The sequence below is a fragment of the Janibacter hoylei PVAS-1 genome (assembly GCF_004025845.1).
GTDB classification, from domain to species: domain Bacteria; phylum Actinomycetota; class Actinomycetes; order Actinomycetales; family Dermatophilaceae; genus Janibacter; species Janibacter hoylei.
Genome location: NZ_PIPF01000001.1, coordinates 350,901 through 369,387 on the forward strand (window position 1 = coordinate 350,901; position 18,487 = coordinate 369,387).

General features: G+C 71.0%; 24 protein-coding genes and 1 pseudogene. 5 read left to right on the forward strand and 20 right to left on the reverse strand.

What is annotated here, in order from left to right; all coding sequences use genetic code 11:
* Nucleotides 1-4: 4 nt before the first annotated feature.
* Genes CWN80_RS01825 through CWN80_RS01860 form a run of 8 tightly spaced genes read right to left on the reverse strand, consistent with a single transcriptional unit; the run spans nt 5 to nt 5,962 of the window.
* Nucleotides 5-424: a TadE/TadG family type IV pilus assembly protein gene (locus CWN80_RS01825; protein WP_007928437.1), complete on the reverse strand. Its 420-nt coding sequence runs from the start codon at nt 422-424 to the stop codon at nt 5-7.
* A complete protein-coding gene (locus CWN80_RS01830) occupies nt 421-831 on the reverse strand; it encodes a TadE/TadG family type IV pilus assembly protein (RefSeq protein WP_083853760.1) in 411 nt (136 codons plus the stop codon). The genes CWN80_RS01825 and CWN80_RS01830 overlap by 4 nt, the downstream gene beginning before the upstream one ends.
* Nucleotides 832-843: 12 nt before the next feature.
* A complete protein-coding gene (locus CWN80_RS01835; protein ID WP_007928439.1) occupies nt 844-1,059 on the reverse strand; it encodes a hypothetical protein in 216 nt (71 codons plus the stop codon).
* 31 nt (nt 1,060-1,090) lie between these two features.
* Nucleotides 1,091-1,981, reverse strand: coding sequence for a type II secretion system F family protein (locus CWN80_RS01840; protein ID WP_007928440.1), 891 nt, complete (start codon nt 1,979-1,981; stop codon nt 1,091-1,093).
* On the reverse strand, nt 1,978-2,832 hold the full coding sequence (locus tag CWN80_RS01845; protein WP_007928441.1) for a type II secretion system F family protein: 855 nt from the start codon (nt 2,830-2,832) through the stop codon (nt 1,978-1,980). The genes CWN80_RS01840 and CWN80_RS01845 overlap by 4 nt, the downstream gene beginning before the upstream one ends.
* Nucleotides 2,832-4,478, reverse strand: a complete 1,647-nt coding sequence (locus CWN80_RS01850; RefSeq protein WP_128276773.1) for an ATPase, T2SS/T4P/T4SS family — start codon at nt 4,476-4,478, stop codon at nt 2,832-2,834. Before CWN80_RS01850 ends, CWN80_RS01845 begins: the two co-directional genes overlap by 1 nt.
* Nucleotides 4,475-5,266, reverse strand: a complete 792-nt coding sequence (locus tag CWN80_RS01855; protein ID WP_007928443.1) for a hypothetical protein — start codon at nt 5,264-5,266, stop codon at nt 4,475-4,477. Before CWN80_RS01855 ends, CWN80_RS01850 begins: the two co-directional genes overlap by 4 nt.
* Nucleotides 5,267-5,269: 3 nt before the next feature.
* Nucleotides 5,270-5,962 carry an SAF domain-containing protein gene (locus CWN80_RS01860; RefSeq protein WP_007928444.1) on the reverse strand — a complete coding sequence of 231 codons (693 nt, stop codon included), beginning with the start codon at nt 5,960-5,962 and terminating at the stop codon, nt 5,270-5,272.
* 171 nt (nt 5,963-6,133) lie between these two features.
* On the opposite strand from CWN80_RS01860, the gene CWN80_RS01865 reads away from it, so the two are divergent.
* The 3 genes from CWN80_RS01865 to CWN80_RS01875 all read left to right on the forward strand — a co-directional run bounded on the left by CWN80_RS01865 (nt 6,134) and on the right by CWN80_RS01875 (nt 7,996).
* Nucleotides 6,134-6,721 carry a hypothetical protein gene (locus CWN80_RS01865; RefSeq protein WP_007928445.1) on the forward strand — a complete coding sequence of 196 codons (588 nt, stop codon included), beginning with the start codon at nt 6,134-6,136 and terminating at the stop codon, nt 6,719-6,721.
* Between the two features lie 8 nt (nt 6,722-6,729).
* Nucleotides 6,730-7,716 (forward strand): hypothetical protein, encoded by a 987-nt coding sequence (locus CWN80_RS15270; RefSeq protein ID WP_156811784.1) that lies wholly within the window; start codon nt 6,730-6,732, stop codon nt 7,714-7,716.
* Nucleotides 7,717-7,780: 64 nt separating this feature from the next.
* The gene (locus CWN80_RS01875) at nt 7,781-7,996 is read left to right on the forward strand and encodes a hypothetical protein (RefSeq protein ID WP_128276774.1); all 216 of its coding nucleotides are present in this window, start codon (nt 7,781-7,783) and stop codon (nt 7,994-7,996) included.
* A 56-nt stretch (nt 7,997-8,052) separates the two neighbouring features.
* Here CWN80_RS01875 and prfB read toward each other — a convergent pair whose 3' ends face one another.
* The 9 genes and pseudogenes from prfB to CWN80_RS01920 all read right to left on the reverse strand — a co-directional run.
* Nucleotides 8,053-9,165, reverse strand: coding sequence for a peptide chain release factor 2 (prfB, locus tag CWN80_RS01880; RefSeq protein ID WP_128276775.1), 1,113 nt, complete (start codon nt 9,163-9,165; stop codon nt 8,053-8,055).
* A gap of 58 nt (nt 9,166-9,223) precedes the next feature.
* Nucleotides 9,224-10,663 (reverse strand): AI-2E family transporter, encoded by a 1,440-nt coding sequence (locus CWN80_RS01885; RefSeq protein WP_157986892.1) that lies wholly within the window; start codon nt 10,661-10,663, stop codon nt 9,224-9,226.
* Between the two features lie 223 nt (nt 10,664-10,886).
* The gene (locus tag CWN80_RS01890; protein WP_007928451.1) at nt 10,887-11,363 is read right to left on the reverse strand and encodes a pilus assembly protein TadG-related protein; all 477 of its coding nucleotides are present in this window, start codon (nt 11,361-11,363) and stop codon (nt 10,887-10,889) included.
* Nucleotides 11,360-11,809 carry a TadE/TadG family type IV pilus assembly protein gene (locus CWN80_RS01895; RefSeq protein ID WP_007928452.1) on the reverse strand — a complete coding sequence of 150 codons (450 nt, stop codon included), beginning with the start codon at nt 11,807-11,809 and terminating at the stop codon, nt 11,360-11,362. Before CWN80_RS01895 ends, CWN80_RS01890 begins: the two co-directional genes overlap by 4 nt.
* Nucleotides 11,806-12,201, reverse strand: coding sequence for a TadE/TadG family type IV pilus assembly protein (locus tag CWN80_RS01900; protein ID WP_007928453.1), 396 nt, complete (start codon nt 12,199-12,201; stop codon nt 11,806-11,808). The genes CWN80_RS01895 and CWN80_RS01900 overlap by 4 nt, the downstream gene beginning before the upstream one ends.
* Complete coding sequence (locus CWN80_RS01905) at nt 12,198-12,422, reverse strand: hypothetical protein (RefSeq protein ID WP_007928455.1); 225 nt, start codon at nt 12,420-12,422, stop codon at nt 12,198-12,200. The genes CWN80_RS01900 and CWN80_RS01905 overlap by 4 nt, the downstream gene beginning before the upstream one ends.
* 34 nt (nt 12,423-12,456) lie before the next feature.
* Complete coding sequence (locus tag CWN80_RS01910; protein WP_007928457.1) at nt 12,457-13,410, reverse strand: type II secretion system F family protein; 954 nt, start codon at nt 13,408-13,410, stop codon at nt 12,457-12,459.
* The gene (locus CWN80_RS01915; protein ID WP_128276777.1) at nt 13,407-14,276 is read right to left on the reverse strand and encodes a type II secretion system F family protein; all 870 of its coding nucleotides are present in this window, start codon (nt 14,274-14,276) and stop codon (nt 13,407-13,409) included. The genes CWN80_RS01910 and CWN80_RS01915 overlap by 4 nt, the downstream gene beginning before the upstream one ends.
* Nucleotides 14,273-14,803: pseudogene (locus tag CWN80_RS01920) on the reverse strand (ATPase, T2SS/T4P/T4SS family); the annotation flags it as partial. The pseudogene CWN80_RS01920 and the gene CWN80_RS01915, both read right to left, overlap by 4 nt.
* A 52-nt stretch (nt 14,804-14,855) precedes the next feature.
* On the opposite strand from CWN80_RS01920, the gene CWN80_RS01925 reads away from it, so the two are divergent.
* The gene (locus tag CWN80_RS01925; RefSeq protein WP_169330615.1) at nt 14,856-16,226 is read left to right on the forward strand and encodes a recombinase family protein; all 1,371 of its coding nucleotides are present in this window, start codon (nt 14,856-14,858) and stop codon (nt 16,224-16,226) included.
* Nucleotides 16,227-16,285: 59 nt separating this feature from the next.
* Nucleotides 16,286-16,966, forward strand: a complete 681-nt coding sequence (locus tag CWN80_RS15275) for a DUF3800 domain-containing protein (RefSeq protein WP_157986893.1) — start codon at nt 16,286-16,288, stop codon at nt 16,964-16,966.
* A 295-nt stretch (nt 16,967-17,261) separates the two neighbouring features.
* Here the strand turns inward: CWN80_RS15275 and CWN80_RS01935 are convergent, their stop codons facing one another.
* From CWN80_RS01935 to CWN80_RS01945, 3 genes are read right to left on the reverse strand one after another with little or no spacing between them, the layout of a single operon-like run.
* Nucleotides 17,262-17,699: a hypothetical protein gene (locus tag CWN80_RS01935; protein WP_007924968.1), complete on the reverse strand. Its 438-nt coding sequence runs from the start codon at nt 17,697-17,699 to the stop codon at nt 17,262-17,264.
* Between the two features lie 14 nt (nt 17,700-17,713).
* The gene (locus tag CWN80_RS01940; protein ID WP_007924969.1) at nt 17,714-17,938 is read right to left on the reverse strand and encodes a DUF3263 domain-containing protein; all 225 of its coding nucleotides are present in this window, start codon (nt 17,936-17,938) and stop codon (nt 17,714-17,716) included.
* A complete protein-coding gene (locus CWN80_RS01945; protein ID WP_128276779.1) occupies nt 17,935-18,366 on the reverse strand; it encodes an ImmA/IrrE family metallo-endopeptidase in 432 nt (143 codons plus the stop codon). Before CWN80_RS01945 ends, CWN80_RS01940 begins: the two co-directional genes overlap by 4 nt.
* Nucleotides 18,367-18,487: the final 121 nt, after the last annotated feature.

Consider the following 18,487-nt stretch of genomic DNA (forward strand, 5'->3'; position numbering starts at 1 on the left):
GTCATCACCTGCCTCGGTAGCGGTCGATGGGGCTGACGGCCTCGGCGGTGAAGGTGCGGTCCCGGGTCGGGACGAGCGCCGCGAGGTCGGAGAGAGGCACCCGGCAGGACACCTCGGCGACGACGCGGCTCGAGGTGCCCACCGGTGCCGAGAAGCCACTGGTGTCGACGCGGACGACGACGTCCTCGCAGGTCAGTCCCCGCTGGTCGAGGTAGTCGCGGGCCGCGGCCTCCCCGGCAGCCCGGGCCGAGCCGCCGTCGCGCTCGATCGAGGCGGCTCGCGCAGCGCTGAAGGCCGCCCCGTCGACGTGCGAGGTGGCAGCTGCCGTCCGCCCGAAGATCCCCACGAGCACGAGCATGCCGACGAGCACCGGGGCGCAGATGGCCATCTCGAGGCTGATGCTGCCGTCGTCGGAGCGCCTCATGGCTGCGTCACCCTCTCCTCGGGCGCGTTGACCACCGATCGGACCTCCGGCATCGGGACCAGCGGCACGATGGAGGGCGCCGGCGCGATGACCGTGGCGGTGACGGTCCCTCCGGCCCGGCCGACATCGACGGTCGCGTCGTCCAGGGCCGTCACCTGGGACAGGTAGCTGCGTCCGGCTTCCTCACCATCTGCGTCGGTGGCTCCCTGCAGGCGGGCCGACTCCACCGAGATCTGCGCAGCATTGGTCGCGGTGGTGTTGGCCATGAAGTAGCACGCGGCCTGGACGATGACCATCGTCGCGAAGATGACGATGGGCGCGAGGACGGCACCTTCGAGCGTGGCCACACCGCTGTCGTCCCGCAGGCGGGCCGACAGCGATGTGGTCAGGCGACGAAGGGAGCGCACGTCGTCAGTGGGTCAGGGCTTGGGGATCTGGTCGGCCCAGTCCTCGAGGTTGCCGGTGATGACGGCGGCGACCGTCACGACGACGGCGAGGACGAGGGCGCCGAGGACGACGTACTCGAGGGTGGTCAGGCCGGCCTCGCGGTCCTGACCGCGCTGCTCGGCGAGCTGGTCGAGACGGCGGACGGGGGCCATGCACAGCATGGCGACGACGACGAAGAAGCGGATCATGGTCTCTCTCCTGGTGGGTGGTGACGGACGGTCAGCCCGGACTGAGCTGCATGGCGGCGGGGACGAGCATGGCGATGAGGAAGAGGACGGCCAGCGCGGCGAGCGGGATGCCCATCGAGCTCGTGGCGGCGTTGGCTGCGGTCTGCTCGCGGGTGAGGAGCCGGTCGCGCATCGAGGCGGCTCGGGCGAGCAGGTTGTCGCTGACGCTCGCGCCCGAGTCGTTGGCCAGTCGGATGATGTCGGCGACCTCCTTCAGCTCCGGGACGCGGGTACGGCCCGCGAGCCGCTCGAGGGCGTCCCACGAGGTCTCTCCGGACCAGCGGGCCAGACGCAGCTCCTCGCGGATGCGCAGGAACATCCACGAGTCCGACTTGTGCGCCGCGGAGTCGAGCGAGGCGACGAGCCCGAGTCCGGCGCGACGAGCGATGGCGACGAGCCGCAGGTACGAGACGGCGGCGTAGGCGAAGTCCTCACGACTCACCTTGGCCTTGTCGCGCACGGCGAGGTCGGGGACGAACCAGGCGAAGGCGCCGAAGGCGAGCCCGATGCCGAAGGGGAGCAGGAAGCCGATGCCGAGGAGCATCGGGACGAAGGTGCAGGCGAGCAGTGCCCCGCCTGCGGCGATGACCTTCTTGCCGTAGTGCTCCTCGACGGGGATCTGGAGCAGCTCGAGGTCCTCGAGCGGCGCCTGGAGGAAGCCGTGCCGGTCGGCGCGTCGCCGTGCCCAGGCCCCGATCCGCTCGGTGCGGGTCCGGTCGGCGGGGTCGTGGTCGACGGGCCGTCGGGTGAGCAGCGTCTCCGGGCGCATCCGGGTGACGGCGGCCTCGAGGTCGGGGCTCGAGGGTCGCAGCCCGGCGATGACGAGGGTGATGCCGATGCCGGCGACGGCGGCCAACGCCATGGCGAGGACGAGCGGGCTCATGAGGCCGACTCCGTCGTCCGGGCCGGTCGCACGAGGAAGCGCGCGAGGGGCTTGACCGTGGCCACCCGCTTGAGCCAGTAGAGCGCGCCGAGGAAGAGGAGCGACAGGACGAGCAGGCTCGCCTGCCCGTTGGTCGACCGGTACTGGGCACCCACGGGGGTGACGAAGACGAAGAGGGCGAGCACCCCGACGACGATGATCGTGATGAGGCGCGCCTGGGTGCGCGCGCCGGCCCGCGAGGCCTCGATGTCACGGCGGGCACGCACCTCCTCGGACACGTCGGCCGCGATGCCGGCGAGTGCCTCGCGCAGACCGGCACCCTCGTGCTGGGTCGCTTGGATGAGGGCGGTCGCCACGAAGTCACCGACCTGGTTGTCGACGTCGTCGGCGAAGGCGTACAGGGCGTCGGTGAGGGGGCGACGCGCGTGGATCCGGCTGATGAGCATGTCGATCTGGGGGCGGATCTCGTCGGGGCACGACGCGCGGGTCGCGATGATCGCGCCACTGATGCCCTGACCGGCACCGATGACGCTCGAGAGCGAGCGCACCCACTCCTCGATGGCCTCGAGCTGCTCGGGCGTCGTCCCCCGGTCGACCCGCATGAGCCAGGGCATCGCCACGGCGAAGATCGGGACGAGCACGAGGGCGATGACCCACCCGAAGAGGGCCAGGACGAGCCCGATGAGCAGCCCGATGAGGAAGTTGCGCCGGTCGACGGGGCTGAAGGAGGAGCTCTGCGCCCGCCGACGCCGCGGCCGGGAGGCCGCCGCAGGCGGTCGGGTCAGGCCGGCGACCACGAGGGTCAGGCCCAGGGCCAGACCCACGGCAGCCATGATCGCGAGGCCGGTCATCACGAACCCCGGTGACGGACGAGCAGGTCGGGCGGGGCGCCCCAGGTCGCGGCGGAGGGGTCGAGCCACCCCGCGTCGAAGCCGTGCCGCTCGATGTCGCTGATCCAGGCCGGGAGCTGGCCGGTCGGGCAGGCGCGGCCGTACTCGTCCGGGGCGTAGATGCGGGTGTGGGCCACGTGGGTGTCCCGGGAGACCTCGAGCGAGACGACCTCGTCGACGTGCCGCCACTTGCGGCCGCCCTCGAGGTGCGACTCGTCGACGAGCCCGACGTGGACGACGAGGTCGACGTTCTGCGCGACGAGTCGGTAGCCGAAGGAGGTGTCGACATTGCCGCGGGCGCGGGTGATGAGGGTGACCAGACGCTCGATGGTGTCGAGCGCGGAGTGGGCGTGCACGGTCGAGACGGAGCCTCGGCCACCCTGCATGGCCTCCATCATCGCCATGACCTCTTCGCCGACGACCTCGCCGACGACGATCCGCTTGACGTTCTTCTGCAGGCTGAGCTCGATGAGGCGGGTCAGCGTCACCTCGCCGACGGGGCGTCCGTCGACACCGACCTCGCCGCCACCCTGGGCCTCTGCGGCCCAGACGCGGTGGTGGCGCTCCGGCAGACGGTGCATGAGCAGCTCGTACTGCGCCTCGATCGTCGCGAGACGCTCCTGCGGGTCGAGCTCGTTGAGCAGTGCCCGCACGAGCGTGGTCTTGCCGGCACCGGCGTCGCCGGAGACGATGACGTTCTTGCCCGCGCGGATCGCCGCGGACAGGAATGCCTGGAGCGAGTCGTCGATCGCCCCGAGCTGCTTCATCTCGCCGAGGTCGGTGTCGATGTAGGGGTGCTTGCGGATGGTGATCGAGGGCCGGTGGGACAGCCAGGCCTCGGCGGCCATGCGCGAGCCGTCGGGCAGGGCCAGACGCAACCACGGCCGCACCATGGAGAACTGCTGCTCCCCCGTCGCCGACGTGCGCGCGAGGTGCTGGATCTCGGTGATGAGGTCGGCATCGCTGTCGGCGACCGGGGGGCCGACCTCGAGCGAGCCGTCGCTGAACTCGAGGGTGACACCGTCGTGCCCCTCGATCTCGATGTTTTCGATGCCCGGCAGGTCGAGGAGCGGCTGGAGCCGGCCCGCGCCGAACATCGAGTCGAGGACGGCCGCCCGCAGGGCGTTCTTCATGTCGAGCGGCGGGACCCCCTCGCCACGAGCGATGCGGTCCTGCGACCAGTCCTCGATCGCCTGCTGGGTGAGCCGGTCGACCGTCGTCCGGTGGCGGGCCTCGTCGAGCACGGTGTCCGCCGACACGAGCGTCAGGGCGGCGCTCACCTGGCTGCGCAGGTGCTGCACGGCATCCCAGTCGACGGCCTTGAGCCGCTCGAGGGCGTCGCGGATCTGGTGCTGTCGGTCATCGACCGGCTGGGCCGCGGCGCGGGCGACCGACCTCGGCGCGGTCGACTCGGGAGCCTCGATGACGGGCGTGCGCGGCACCGTGACCGCACTCGGGGCGCCGTGGGCGGGCGGGGGCGGCGGGCTCTGTGCCGGCGCGAAGGGGGCGGATCCTGCGAGCGCACGGGCACCCGGAGCAGACCCGCGCTCGGCGAAGATCGGCAGGTCGGTCGGCTGGGTGGGCTCAGGGCCCTGCGCCGGGCTCATGCGCCGACCCCGTCCACGCGGAGCATGTCGGTGGCCGCGCGCGCGTGGTCGTCGACGGCCGAGATCAGGCGGCGCACGCTCAGCGGGTAGCGCGCCCGCTTGCCCCAGGTGCGCGATCCGGCAGCCTTCGCGTCGCGGACGACCCCGGGCAGCACGGCGACGCCGTCGGTGACCCCGCTGATCTCGCGCGGCCCGTAGGGGCGGTGCGAGGCCCCCTTCTCGTCGCCGACGACGGGGACGACCGCCAGCCGGGAGCGCGCGCCGATCTGGTCAAGTTCGTCGGCCACGGCGGGCAGGCCGACGGCCAGGGTGTTGAGGGCCGAGAGGGTGCTGTCGGTGAAGACGAGCACGCTGTCGGCGTGCGCCCACAGCTGGACGGCCGCGCCCGCGGCACCGAGCCGGCCGAGGTCGACGAGGACGTCGACGCCCCCGTCACGACTGATGGCCGCCAGGGCCTCCCCGAGGGGACCGAAGACGGTGAGGAGCGAGCGCATCTGGGCCGCCGTGCCGACGGTCGGCAGCAGCCAGGCCTGGCGGGCCCGGCGCGGGAGCGGGATCGCCAGCTCCCAGATCCGCTCGACGTACTCGTTGGCCGGGTGGGCAGCCAGGTCGAGGACGGAGCGGTTGTGCGGGTGGGTGCCGCTCCAGCCGATGCACAGCATCGGCGAGCCGCCCGCGGGGTCGAGCTCGACGAGCAGGGTGGGACGGGTCGTGACCTGGGCCCAGGTCAGGGCGGTCGACGTCACGCCCGGCGAGCCGCTGAGGGAGGTGAGCACGTGCAGCGCCACGGATCAGCCGTCCTGCCCGCTACCGCCGGGTGCGACGTTGACGATGCTGATCCGACCGGTACCGGAGGCCGCCGCGGCGGAGGGAGCGTCGGTCGAGGCGATGGAGACGTCGACGGTCATCACGCCCTTGTCGTCGACCTCACCGATGGCCAGGACGACGCCGTCGAAGGCCGTCCCCGGCTCGAGTCCCTCGATGGTCTGCCCGCCACCGGTGACGATGACCCGCACGACGTCACCGCGCTGCAGACCGCTCGCGGGGTACTGACCACTCACGACCGAGATCGGGACGATGACGTCGCCCGCACGAGGGGTGATCCGCTGGGCGAAGTCGTCGTGGGTCACGAGGCTGCCGGCAGCCATCGGCTGCACGGCGCGCTTGCCGACGAGCGAGTTGAGATCACGTGCCCGCACCGTGTTGACCTCGTCACCGCCCCGCAGCTGGGTCGTCCCGAGGTCCGAGGCCTCCACCCGGTCGCCCGCGCGGATGTCCTGCTTGACGACGACGACCTGTCGAGCCTCCCCCGCCCGGTTGACCGCCCAGACGGCGAGCAGGGCACAGACCACGGCCAGCGCCACACCGAGCAGGACCAGGCGCAGGTCGCGCCTCGGTCGGACCGCAGCGACCTCGTCCTGCGGGGGCCCGGACGGCCCGGTCGGAGGGGGAGGCGGCAGCTCGGTGCCGGGTCCTGCGGTCATCGAAGTGGCTTCCCCTGAGTCAGTCGGTCAACGCGCTGACGGTAACCAAGGATGGCGTCGAAAGCGAGTTGGACGGACGGTGTCGACGTGCGGACCTTCCGCAGATGTGATGAAGTGGGGAATGCTGGCCTGTGCCGGAGCCCCCACGCCAACCTTCCGGGAGATCTCAACGTGCGCCCCCTTCGCACCCTCGCCACGACGGCCCTCGCCGCGACGCTCGTCGCCGGGCTGAGCGCCTGCGGTGACGACGAGCCGACGGAAGCCTCCTCCAGGGACCTCCCGTCCACGTCCGCCGGCAACGACGACCAGGCCGCCGTCGAGGGCGTCTTCGACACCTACTGGCAGGCCCTGCAGGCGCAGAACCCGTCGACCAAGCCCAGCGCGGAGCTCAAGGCCGTCATGACCGCCGACAGCTATGCGGACAGCGCCGACTTCGCCGCGAGCTTCCCGGCCGTCACGGTCGAGGGCAAGGACGAGCTCACCGCGAGCCGGGCCGAGGTCACCTCCAACACCACGGCGACCGTCGAGTACTGCTACGAGGTCCACCAGCAGTACCTCACCAAGAAGAAGCTCACCCGGGGCGACCAGACCGCCGAGGCGGGCACTGACATCCGCTCGGACCACAACGGCCGCCCGATCAAGGACGGCACCGAGATGGTCAACCTCGTCAGCCTGACCCGCAGCGACCCCACGGCCGAGTGGAAGGTCGACACCAACCAAGTCGGTTACAGGAGGTCCTGCGACCTCCAAAGGGAATGATCATGACCATGACGAGGATCGCCACCGGCGCCGCCAGCGCGGCGCTGCTCCTCATGACCTTCGTGGCTCCGGCCAACGCCGAGGGCAACGGCGGCGGCAACGGCTGCAACGACAACGGTCAGTGCAGCGCGTGGGCGCAGACCGAGACCCAGGAGCGCGAGGAGGTCGACCGCGCCGAGCAGGCGGAGCAGGCGGAGCAGGCGGAGCAGGCGGAGCAGGCGGAGCAGGCGGAGCAGGCCCAGCAGTCGGCCGCTTCTAACGGCGCCGTCGCCGGCGGCGGCGACTCCGACCCGGGCTACCGGCTGCCGAGCACCTGGGAGGAGTACAGCGCCGAGGAGGCGATGGCCGAGTGGCGTCGTCGCTCCCCCGAGAGCTTCGGCCCCACGGGGCTCTTCGGTGGCCTCGACGACGGCTCCGACCAGCCGACGGGCACCCCGCCGTGCGGTCTGCTCGTCGTGCCCTACACCTACACCCCGTGCGAGGGCGAGGAGGAGGCGACGGACGCTCCCGAGACACCCGCCGTGACGATCGGTCAGGTCATCTCCATGGCCATGGCCCGGCTCTCCCTCCCCGCACCCGACATGGGCTCGGCACCCTGCGCCGACGCCGGGTGCACCGGCACCGTCGGCGTGCCGGTGTGGTTCTGGCTCGAGGGCGACCAGTGGCGCACCCACAGCGCCACCGCGAGTGCAGGCGGGCTGACCGTCGGGATCCAGGCGAAGCCGTCGAAGGTCGTCTGGAAGCTCGGCGACGGCCAGTCGGTCACGTGCACCGGTGCCGGCACTCCTTACGACACGAGCAAGGGCTGGGCCAGCAGCCCCGACTGCGGCCTGCCGAAGGGCTACACCCGCCCCGGCAGCTACACCGCGACGGCGACGATCACCTACGCCGTGACCTTCACCGGGGACGCCTCCGGGTCGACCACGGTCACGCGCTCGTCGACGAGCAACGTGACGGTCGGCGAGTACCAGGCCGTCGGCAGCCGCCGCGGCTGACCTGACACCAGCGACGAGGCCCCGACCGGCAGCTGCCGGTCGGGGCCTTCCGCGTTCGTCACCCGTGGACGTGATCGCCGTCCCGGCGGTACACCACCGTGACCTCTTCCCGCACCTCGACGAACTCCTCGACGGGTATCACCGCCCAGCGTTCGAATCGGGGGTGCCCCGTGAACCCGAGGTCCTCAGCGGCTCGCGGGTCGTAGCTCTCGGGGCTGACCGCGAGGGTGTTGTCCTTGACCGGACCGAACTGGAGGCGTCGGGAAACGCAGCGTCATGACGCAGCGCCCCATCCGTCACAGGTCGGGCGCTCGATCGTCATCTCTCTGGACCGGCTCAGTCCTCGGACTTGGCCTGCTCGATGCGCCAGCGGATGCCGGCCTCGATGAAGCCGTCGATGTCACCGTCGAAAACGGCGGACGGGTTGCCGGTCTCGTGCTCGGTGCGCAGGTCCTTGACCATCTGGTACGGGTTGAGCACGTAGGAGCGCATCTGGTCGCCCCAGCTGGCCTTGACGTCGCCGGCGAGCTCCTTGCGCTCGGCGGCCTCCTCGGCCTTCTTCTGCAGGAGCAGACGCGACTGCATGACGCGCAGCGCGGCGGCGCGGTTCTGGATCTGCGACTTCTCGTTCTGCATCGACACGACGATGCCCGTCGGGATGTGCGTCATGCGCACGGCGGAGTCGGTCGTGTTGACCGACTGGCCGCCGGGGCCCGACGAACGGAAGACGTCGATCTTCAGCTCGTTGTCCGGGATCTCGATGGAGTCGGTGCCCTCGATGAGCGGGATGACCTCGACCGCGGCGAAGGAGGTCTGGCGCCGGCCCTGGTTGTCGAAGGGGGAGATCCGCACCAGGCGGTGGGTCCCCCCTTCGACCGAGAGGTTGCCGTAGGCGTAGGGGACGTTGACCTCGAAGGTGGCCGACTTGAGGCCGGCCTCCTCGGCGTAGGAGGTGTCCATGACCTTGGTCGGGTAGCCGTGGCGCTCGGCCCAGCGCAGGTACATCCGCATGAGCATCTCGGCGAAGTCGGCGGCGTCGACGCCACCGGCCCCGGCGCGGATCGTCACGACGGCCTCGCGCTCGTCGTACTCCCCGGAGAGCAGCGTGCGGACCTCGAGCTGGCCGACGGCGGTCGTGATCTTGGCGAGCTCGCCCTCGGCCTCGGTGAGGGTCTCGGCGTCACCCTCCTCCTGGCCCAGCTCGACGAGGGCCTCGAGGTCGTCGATGCGAGCGTCCATGCTGTGGACCCGCTCGAGCTCGGCGTTGGCCCGCGAGAGGGCGGAGGTGACGCCCTGCGCCTTGTCCGGGTCGTCCCACAGGTCGGGAGCGGCTGCCTGCTGCTCGAGATCGGCGATCTGCGCCTCGAGTGCGGGCACGTCGGTCACCTCACGCACCGAGCCCATGGTCGTGCGCAGGTTCTTGATCTCGGTCTCGAAGTCGACAGCCACAGCAGATCACCTTACGGCAGGCGCCGACGCGTGATGCCACCCGCGCCCGCCGGTGGCGTCACAGGGGCTGGGCGCTCCTGCGCTCGTCGGGTGAGCTCGCGATGAACTGGTTGATCCATCGCGCGGCCGGGTCACGGTCGATCAGCAGGCTCTTGAAGAGCAGTGTGAAGGGGATGGCGAGCAGGGCGCCGAGGGCACCGAAGACGTAGGTCCAGAACATCAGCGACAGGAAGGCGGTCGTCGCGTTGATGCCCACGGCGTCCCCGGTGAACTTCGGCTGGAGAACGGTCTGGATGACGAAGTTGGCCACGCAGTAGATGACGATGACCCAGACCATCGTCGAGACGCCGCCGGAGAGCAGGGCGATGAAGGCCGGCGGGATGAGGCCGAGGACGAAGCCGATGTTGGGGATGTAGTTGGTGACGAAGGACAGCAGCCCGAAGGTCATCGCGAGCGGCACCCCGAGCCACATGAGGGCCGCGTAGTCGATGACGGCGACGATGACGCCGAAGACGGTCGAGACGATCCAGTACTTGCGCACCCGGTAGCCGAAGTCGACGAGGGCGTCGGCGACGTCGGGCTTGTGCTGGTGGATGGCCGTCAGGCGCCGGCCGAAGCCGCCGGCGTCCATGACGAGGAAGATCATCACGGTGAGCAGGAAGAGCATGGTCGTCGTCAGCCCGGTGACCGTGTTGGCCAGGGAGGTCGCCAGACCGGTGAGGTTGCGCAGGTCGAAGTCGGCGATGAAGTCGTTGATCTCCTCGGCCTCGACCCCCTTGGAGGTGAGGAAGTCCTGCCCGTCGGAGACGAGCCCGGTGAAGGTGCTCGTGTACTCCGGCTTGGCCAGCTCGCTGGCGAACTTGCTCGCGGCAATGCCGATGGACGCCCCGAGCGCGGCGAGGATCCCGTAGAGCATGACGATGAGCAGCAGCCCGGCGATGATCCCGCCGAGGAAGCGGCGCAGCCCCTTGTAGATCGGGTAGACCGCGATGATCAGCGTCGCCGCGAGGAAGGTCGGCGCGATGATGCCGGCGACCTGCTTGAGCCCGGCGATGGCGATGACGGCCGCGGCGAGCCCGAGCAGCAGGGTGAGGGTCGGCGGCAGCGAGATGCGGGTGCGGATGCGCGTCTCGTCGTGCTCGTGCTCCCGGTCGGGGGTGCGCACCTCGGTGATCGGGACGGTCTCGGCATCGTCCTCGGCCTCGTCGGCGGTCAGCACCTCACCGCTGCTGCGGTGCACGACCTCCGGCACATCCTCGCCCTCGACCTCCGACGAGTCCGCCTGTCCAGCACCGCTCCCCGAGGAACCACCGGCCACCCGCGTCCGCAGCAGCCCACGAAGGGAGTGTCGCGCCGGGTCGTCGTCGGCGAGGTCGCGTCGCTCCGCGAGGAGTGCGCGCAGGCCACCACCCGCGGTCGTGTCCTGCGTCGGGCGGGCGTCACGCCCTTCGGCCTCGTCCACCCTGCTCCCCGACGGGCCAGCCTGCTCCTGCGCCACTGCGTGTCCCTCCTGCACGACTGTGCGGGGATCCCCGCGCCGTCATGGTGTCACCTCACCGGCCGGCGTGGGAGCCGGGTGGCCTCACCAGGTCTCAGCCGTCGAGCTCGACATAGGCCTCGTCGACGTCGCCGGTCTCGTGACCGGGCTGAAGGTTGTGCGTTGAAGCAGTAGTCCAGGAAGCTGGCAGGCCTGACTGAGCGCTGCCGGCAGGGCTACCGCTTCAACCCCCAACCACCCCCGCCCGCGCCCGGGACTCGACGGTGATCTTCACCGAGCCGCCGAGCTCCTCGAGCAGCCCGCCGATGAGCGGTAGGTCCGCCTGTCCTTCCAGCCGCACGACGGCCGTGCGCCCGTCCGGGCTGCCGGTGCCGGAGGCGACCGACCAGCTCTCGATGCCGTGCGGCCGAGGGCGTTGGTCGAGGTGGTCCTGCGCGCTCCTGCGGACGATCTCGTCGTCGAGCGGCAGGTCGGTGGTGATCCCGTCGTCGTAGATCCGCTCGGCCCCGTCGTCGGTCGCCCCCAGTGCGGCGGAGTCGGCTGCGTCGAGCAGCCGCATCCGCGAGATCTGCACCGACGTCACCGCGAGCCCGCCGATGATCAGCGTCATCGCGATGACGGTCAGCCCGAGGACGAGGATGCTCAGCTGGCCGCTGTCGTCGCGGCAGCGGCCCCGCAGGACCTGACGAAGGGAGCTCATCGCACCTCGTAGGTCGGCACGGGCGCGACCTGCGTCGCGGAGACGGGGATCTGCAGCGGCACGACGTCGCCGACGACGGCGGGGACGAGCGGCAGGGGGACGCTCACCGACGCGCGGGTCGTGATGGTCGCGCCCGGGGTCAGGCAGGGCGACCCGCTGCACTCGACGGTGAGGTCGCCCGATCCCGGGAAGCCCTGGTCCTCGAAGGCGATGTCGGCTGCCGCCCGCGAGCGCGACTGCGCAGCGGCGTCGTCGGTCGCGGTGACGAAGGTGCGCGCGGACTCGCGGGCCGCCTGGGTGACGGCGTAGGAGCCAGCCTGGAGGCGGGCGAGACACAGCACGAGGTACATGAGGGGCACGAGGAGCAGGATCGCCAGCCAGACGAACTCGATGACGGCAGTCCCCGACTCGTCGGCCAGCCGGTCGCGCAGGGCCGGGCGGGTCACTGGGTCTCGAGGAAGGCTCGACCGGTGACGTCGAGACCCTCCCCCGGGCCGAGGGGGCCGACGACGGGCACCGGGGCGACGACATCGACGACGACGACCTCCACCCCGTCACTCGTCATGTCGACCCGGGCGGTGACCCCGCGGGCATAGCGCTCGGACAGCGCACTGCCGATGAGGTCGCGGGCACGGGCGGCGCCCTGCTCGGGTGAGGACCCCTCCCGGGCTCCGTAGCGAGCACCCTCGGCGGCGCACGAGACGAGGGTGTTGCGCACGTGGAGCGCCAGGCCGAGCTGGAAGACGGCGAGGAAGACGAAGAGCAGGAGCACCGAGGTCAGGGTGAAGTCGACGACCGCCGAACCGCGGTCGTCGCCCAGACGCTCGGTGACGCTCACTCGTGGACCTGGTCGGGGCCGGTGACCCCGTTGAGCGCATTTTCGAACATGGTCTTCAGCTGGTCCCCGGCGATGGCCCAGATGCCGGTGACGAGGGCGGCGGTCATCAGGGTGATGAGCACCCAGCCGGGCACGTCACCGGTCTCGTCGTCGAGCCGGGCCGCTGCGCGGCGCAGCCCCTGGTGGAGCCGGACGTGGGCCTTGATAAGTGGGTCGCTCATGAGTGGATCTCCTTGGTGGCGTGGTGCGGTCTGGTCACATCTGGAACTGGAAGAAGCCGAGGCCGGGGAACATCGCGAAGAGGATCGTCACCGGGAGGACACCGAAGACCACCGGGACCATCATGGCGATCTCCTTCTTGCCGCCGGCCTCCATGATCTGGCGGCGCCCCTCCTCGCGGACGTCCTGTGCCTGTGCGCGCAGGACCTCGGCCAGCGGGGTCCCGCGCTCGACGGCGACGACGATCCCGTCGACGAAGCGCGCGAGCGAGGTCAGGCCGGTGCGGTCGGCCAGGCCCTGGAGCGCCACAGGCAGGCTGGCGCCCGCGCGGGCGTCGGCGAGACAGCGACCGAGCTCGTCGGAGAGCTCGCCGTCGGACAGCCGGACCACGCGCTCGAGGGCTCCGGCTGCCCCTTCACCGGCGCCCACCGCGAGCGCGAGCAGCTCGGCGACCGTGGGGAACTCGGCGAGCATCCGGGCCTCGCGCCGGTCGGCCTCTCGGCTGAGGAGTGTGTCGCGCACGACGACGCCGATGCCGAAGCCCAGGACGACGAGGGCGACGAGGAAGAGCGGTGACCGGCCCTGGCCGGTGACGAAGGCGGTGCCGAGGACGGCGCCGAGGGCGGCCCCGCCGAACCCGTGGACGACCTGCTCGGCGCGGAAGCGGTCCGTGTCCGGTGCCCGCCCGGCTCGGAGCAGTCGGCGACGCACCGAGCTCGTCCCGCCGAGCACGGACTCGACCCGCTGGGCCAGGTCCGTGACGAGGGGGCGCAGGACGGTCGGGATGACGGCGAGCAGCGACACCTCGTCGGTCTCGAGGAGCCGGGAGGGTTTCGGGGTGTCGCGCAGGTAGGGAGCGAGCCGGTCGTCGAGGGTCGCCCGACGGTGGCGCGGCAGGCCCTGGTGCACGAGGGCAAGGCCGAGGGCCAGCAGCAGACCGAGGACGGCACCGCTGCGCGCCAGCCCGATGTCGTGGAGGAGGTCGGTCATCGCAGCACCCGCTCCTCCTCGGGCAGGCGCCCGATGCGCACCATGACCCGGTAGGCGATGACGGTCGCGGCGGCCCCGACGGCGAGGACGAGCACCCCCGTCGTCGTGTTGTAGGCCTGCACGGACTCGGGCCGAGTCGACAGCAGGGCGAGGACGATCCACGGTGCGGCCACGGCCAGTCGCGCGGCGTTGACGGTCCACGACTGGCGGGTCTCGAGCTCGCTGCGGGTGCGCGCGTCCTCTCGCAGGAAGGTCGACAGCGTGCGCAGCAGCGAGCCGAGGTCGGAGCCGCCGACCTCCCGTGCGATCCGCAGCGACTCGACGAGCCGGTCGCCGACGGGGTCGGCCAGCCGCTCCTTGAGCCGGTCCAAGCAGTCGTTGAAGCGACCCGTCGTGCGGTAGTCGCTGGCGAACTCGGCGAAGGGAGGCCGCAGCTCCTCCGGGCCGCGCACCGACAGCTGAGCGAGCGCCTCGGGCAGCGCGAGGCCGGCACGGACGGCGGAGGTCACGTTGTCGACCGCATCGGGCCACAGGTCCCTCAGGTGGGCCCTGCGGGCGCGGGCGCGCATCCGCACGACGGCCAGCGGGACCCACCCGGCCATCACCGCGAAGCACAGCGCGATCGCCGGCACCGCGGTGAGCGCCGTGATCGTCACGAGGGTGAGCACGAAGGCCACGCCGCACGCACCGAGGAGCCCTCCGGGACCGATCCCCCGGTACCCGGCCTGCGCCAGGTCGTCGCGCAGGCGGCGCACGAGCCGGGACTCGCGGCGGGGGGACCTCCCTTCGCCCTCGTCCGGCCACATCGACCACCAGACGAGGAAGAGTCCGGTGCCCAGGAGCGCACCCACGAGCACGCCGGTCACGGTCGGGCTCCGAGCAGCGCCGCCACGTCGTAGCCGGCGCGGGCGAAGCGGTCACGGTGGGGCGGGTAGCCGTCAGCCCGGACGAGCCGCCCGTCACGGGTGGTGAAGATGTCGCTCGTCTCGACGACGTCGTTCTCGATCCGCCCCGGCAGCGCGACGATCTCGCGCACGCGGCGCACCCCGTCGGACTCGAGGGCGGCGTGGACGACGAGGTCGATCGACCCGGCGACGGTGGGGACGACGAAGCGCGACCCGACGTTTTCACCGGCGAGGAGGGGCAGCGTGCACATCTTCGTCACGGCCTCGCGGGCCGAGTTGGCGTGGATCGTGCACATGCCCGGCAGACCGGAGTTGAGCGCGATGAGCAGGTCGAGGCTCTCGGCCTGGCGGACCTCGCCGACGATGATCCGCGACGGCCGCATCCGCAGGGCCTCCTTGACCAGACGCCGCAGCGGCACCTCGCCCAGGCCCTCGAGGTTGGACTGGCGGCACTGCATCGACACGACGTCGCGCATGGGGATCTTCAGGGTGATTCCCACCAACCTTGACATGTCCGAGGGGTGCGAGATGATCGAACACATGTACGAACGAGTGGCGGGGGTGTACGTCCGCATCTCCAGCGACCCGACTGGACAGAGACTCGGCGTCACCCGACAGCGCGACGCATGCACCCAGCGCGCCGCCCAGCACGGCTGGCGCGTCCACCGCGTCTACGAGGACAACGACGTCTCCGCCTACAGCGGCAAGCCCCGCCCCCAGTACGAGCAGATGCTCACCGACCTCGAGCACGGGATCATCGACGCCGTCGTCGTCTGGGACCTCGACCGCCTCACCCGCCGCCCCATCGAGATCGAGCACTTCATCGACCTCGCCGACCGCAAGTCCATCGCGCTCGCCTCGGTCGGTGGCGACGTCGACCTCGCAACGGACAACGGCAGGATGTTCGCGCGCATCAAGGGTGCCGTGGCCCGGGCCGAGGTCGAACGAAAGAGCGCCCGCCAGCGAGCCGCGAACGAGCAGCGCCGCGCCGCCGGCATCCAGCACGTCGGCCGCAGGGCCTTCGGCTACACCAGCGACGGCACAGCGATCATCGAGGACGAGGCCGCGTGGATCCGCAAGGGTGTCGCCGCGCTCCTCGCCGGGCACACCGTCGGCGCGTTCGTGCGCGACCTCAACGCAGCCGGAGTCACCACCACGGCCGGCAACGCATGGAAGCCCACCGAGGCGCGCCGCATGCTCTCCTCGCCCCGCTACGCCGCGCTCCTGGTCCACGACGGCACCGTCATCGGTGACGGGGCATGGCCGGCGATCATCACCGTCGACGACCACCGCGCCGTCGTCGCGGCCTTGGCCGACCCCGCCCGGCACGGCGCCCGCCCGAAGGAGACGTCAGCGCTCCTCGTCGGCGTCGCCACGTGCGGCCTGTGCGCCGACCCGACGCGCGTCTACTCGACCCGCTCGAAGGGCCGGGCGCGCTACTACTACTGCTCCACGAAGCGGCACCTGTCCCGGGCCGCGGACCCCATCGAGGAGTACGTCAGCGACGCGCTGCTCGAGCGCCTCTCCCGCGCGCCGGTCGAGGATCTGCTCGACCCTGCCGACCCGGCGCTCGTCGCGTCCCTGCGAGCCGACGAGACCACGATCCGCGCTCGCCTGGACGGCATCGCCGACGCCTACGCCGCCGGCGACGTCGACGAACTGCAGCTGCGCCGCGTCTCCACGCGCCTGCGCGGCGACCTCGAGCAGGTCACCGCCGAGCTCACCAGCCTCTCGCGGCGCCCGGCGGTCGCAGCCCTCCTCGAGCACGACGACCTCGAGACTGGGTGGCGGGAGACCCCCGTCGACGGCCAGCGCGCGATCCTCGCGTCCCTGGCGACAGTGCGCCTGCACTCCCCCGGCCGCGGCGCCCGCCGCCTCGACCCCGGCACCGTTCAGATCGACTGGGTCTGATGCCCCGGCTATCCACAGGCTCACCAAGTCCGTCGGTGGGGCGACCTATGATCGGCGACGTGCAGTCCGACCCACGCCTGACCGCCTCGTTCTGGCTCGACGAAAGCGGAGCGAAGGCCACCGCCGCCAAGTGCTACGTCGTCGCGGGCATCAAGACCCGACGGCCGGACGACGTCGAGCGGCGCATCCAGGTGGTCCGCGATCGACACGGCTACCAGGACGAGTTCAAGTTCGGCCGTCTCAGTTCGAAGACGCTCCCGATCTTCCGTGACCTCGTCGACGCACTCGAAGAGAGCGACGTGCGGATCGTCGGAACCGTCGTCGACTCGAACGCGAACCCCTTCCACGGCAATACGGTCTGGGACGCGTACTCCGAGGTCGTGACGCAACTGGTCGTCGGGAACATCAACCGCAACGAGCTCGGCTGTGTCTTCGTGGACCGGATCACGACCCCACCGCAGGTGAACCTCGGCGACCTCATCAAGCGGCGACTCAACCACCGGCTGGATCAGCGTCCGATCGTGCTCGCAACCTCACTCAACTCGAAGTCATCTGACCTGCTCCAGGCCGCCGACCTCTGCGCCGGCGCGATCCGCGCACAGCGCATGCGGAGCACCGAGAAGCCTGAGAAGCTCCGCATCATCAACCAGCTTGCGCTCGCCTTCGGAGCAACGACCCTCGAGGACGCCCGCCTGCGACGACTGAACATTCAGACCATGAAGACCAAGGCAAGAAGGTGACGCACCCCACTTCCGGGAATCCCATACAGAGGGCTATCGTTGCCAGTACATCGGGTCAGAGCTTCGGGCTCACAACTCGGTGTTCGGCCAGAGCGCAAGGCTCACAGCCGATGACAGGAGACAGTAGGTCTCCCACGCACACGGCGGTTTGGGTGTCTCCCTAGCGGGGCAACAAGCCAGGCGGGGCACCCCATCACGGGGTGCCCCGTTCTCATGTCGTAGCGAGAAGGACCTCCGTCCGCTACAGCGACCGCCACGCGATCCCGGTCCGACTGAACGTGAACGCCCGGGCCAACTAGTACCTGACGACCTGCCCTCCAAGGTCCGCCTGCAGGCTCGCGGCGTCGTCAGAGTTGATGATCCAGTTCGGGCCGACGAGGAGCACTTCCTCGTCCGTGAGCGCCGGGTCTGCGTCCTCGTCGTCTGCGAACATCTCGCGTGTCTCTTTGGCCATCGCTTTGTGAATCTGGACCGACTCGTCCCGTGAAGACTCGGAGAGGTACGTCGTGAACACGTCCGAGTCCGAGCACCGTCCGGACTCTGCCGCGAGCTTGACGACGTTGTCCTGGACCCAAGATGGGCATGCGTACCCGGCTGCGATGGCAGCGTCCTTCAGTTCCGAGACGGTGCCCACGCTCCCCAGTTCCGTCGACGCAGCAACCGCATCCGTCGAGCCCCCGTCGCCCCCACAGCCGGCTAGGACCGCCACCCCCGCGGTTGCGATCGCGACCACTCCCCCAACACGCTTCATCCTGCCCGCCTCACCCTCGAGTCCCGAAGCCGCCGCAGCCGCGCGACGGTCACCGGATCGTGGCCCCACGCGGCCGGGTCGGTCAAGAGCCCGTTCACGATCTGCAGCGCCCGCACCTCAGTCAGCCCGAGCACCTTGTACGCCGCGACCCGCCGCCCACGCTGCTGGTCGTGCGGCCACCGCCGCCACACCTCGAGCAGCTGCTCCTCGAGCTCGCTCACGCCCCCACCTCCAGGGCGTTGATCCTGGCGACGATCACGGCCCGTTCCGCCGGGTGCAGGTGCCTGGCGTCGAGCCTCGCGCGCAGGGTGGGCTCGTCGACCCACAACTCGTCGGCAGCGGCCTCAAGGTCACCACGGGCCCACACGAGCGCGTCCGCGACATGATGCGGGTCCGGGAGGAGATACCGGGCTGCCGCGGCCGCGACCGCCGCCTCCGTGGCGTCGTCCTGGCATCCGTGGTCGCCGCGGCGCAGGTGCTCAAGCTCGTGCGCGAGGGTGCAGCGACGCTCGACCTGACCGAGCCGGCGGTCGAGCCAGATTCGCGCCTCACCGTCGCTGGCACCCCACACTCCGGGGCGAAGGTCGACGTGGTGCACGACGACGTGCGCGAGAGCGCGGAGGTCACGCCACGGGTGAGGCAGATGCATGCTCGAGATGCTGGCAGCCAGCGGTGACAGCCGTGGTGTCAGGCCTTGAGCCTTTCTCGGGGGGTGAAAGTGTTCCCGCCACCGCCATGCTGCGGCACATAGGGCGATGCAGGAGCAACGA

What these genes read in the sequence shown, in the direction of transcription:
- CWN80_RS01860 (WP_007928444.1), bottom strand. Translation starts at nt 5,962, where the DNA reads ATGACCGCAGGACCCGGCACCGAGCTGCCGCCTCCCCCTCCGACCGGG.
- CWN80_RS01840 (WP_007928440.1), bottom strand. Translation starts at nt 1,981, where the DNA reads ATGAGCCCGCTCGTCCTCGCCATGGCGTTGGCCGCCGTCGCCGGCATC.
- CWN80_RS01845 (WP_007928441.1), bottom strand. Translation starts at nt 2,832, where the DNA reads ATGACCGGCCTCGCGATCATGGCTGCCGTGGGTCTGGCCCTGGGCCTG.
- CWN80_RS01925 (WP_169330615.1), top strand. Translation starts at nt 14,856, where the DNA reads ATGTACGAACGAGTGGCGGGGGTGTACGTCCGCATCTCCAGCGACCCG.
- CWN80_RS01910 (WP_007928457.1), bottom strand. Translation starts at nt 13,410, where the DNA reads ATGACCGACCTCCTCCACGACATCGGGCTGGCGCGCAGCGGTGCCGTC.
- CWN80_RS01890 (WP_007928451.1), bottom strand. Translation starts at nt 11,363, where the DNA reads ATGAGCTCCCTTCGTCAGGTCCTGCGGGGCCGCTGCCGCGACGACAGC.
- CWN80_RS01945 (WP_128276779.1), bottom strand. Translation starts at nt 18,366, where the DNA reads ATGCATCTGCCTCACCCGTGGCGTGACCTCCGCGCTCTCGCGCACGTC.
- CWN80_RS01905 (WP_007928455.1), bottom strand. Translation starts at nt 12,422, where the DNA reads ATGAGCGACCCACTTATCAAGGCCCACGTCCGGCTCCACCAGGGGCTG.
- CWN80_RS01850 (WP_128276773.1), bottom strand. Translation starts at nt 4,478, where the DNA reads ATGAGCCCGGCGCAGGGCCCTGAGCCCACCCAGCCGACCGACCTGCCG.
- CWN80_RS01825 (WP_007928437.1), bottom strand. Translation starts at nt 424, where the DNA reads ATGAGGCGCTCCGACGACGGCAGCATCAGCCTCGAGATGGCCATCTGC.
- CWN80_RS15270 (WP_156811784.1), top strand. Translation starts at nt 6,730, where the DNA reads ATGACGAGGATCGCCACCGGCGCCGCCAGCGCGGCGCTGCTCCTCATG.
- CWN80_RS01835 (WP_007928439.1), bottom strand. Translation starts at nt 1,059, where the DNA reads ATGATCCGCTTCTTCGTCGTCGTCGCCATGCTGTGCATGGCCCCCGTC.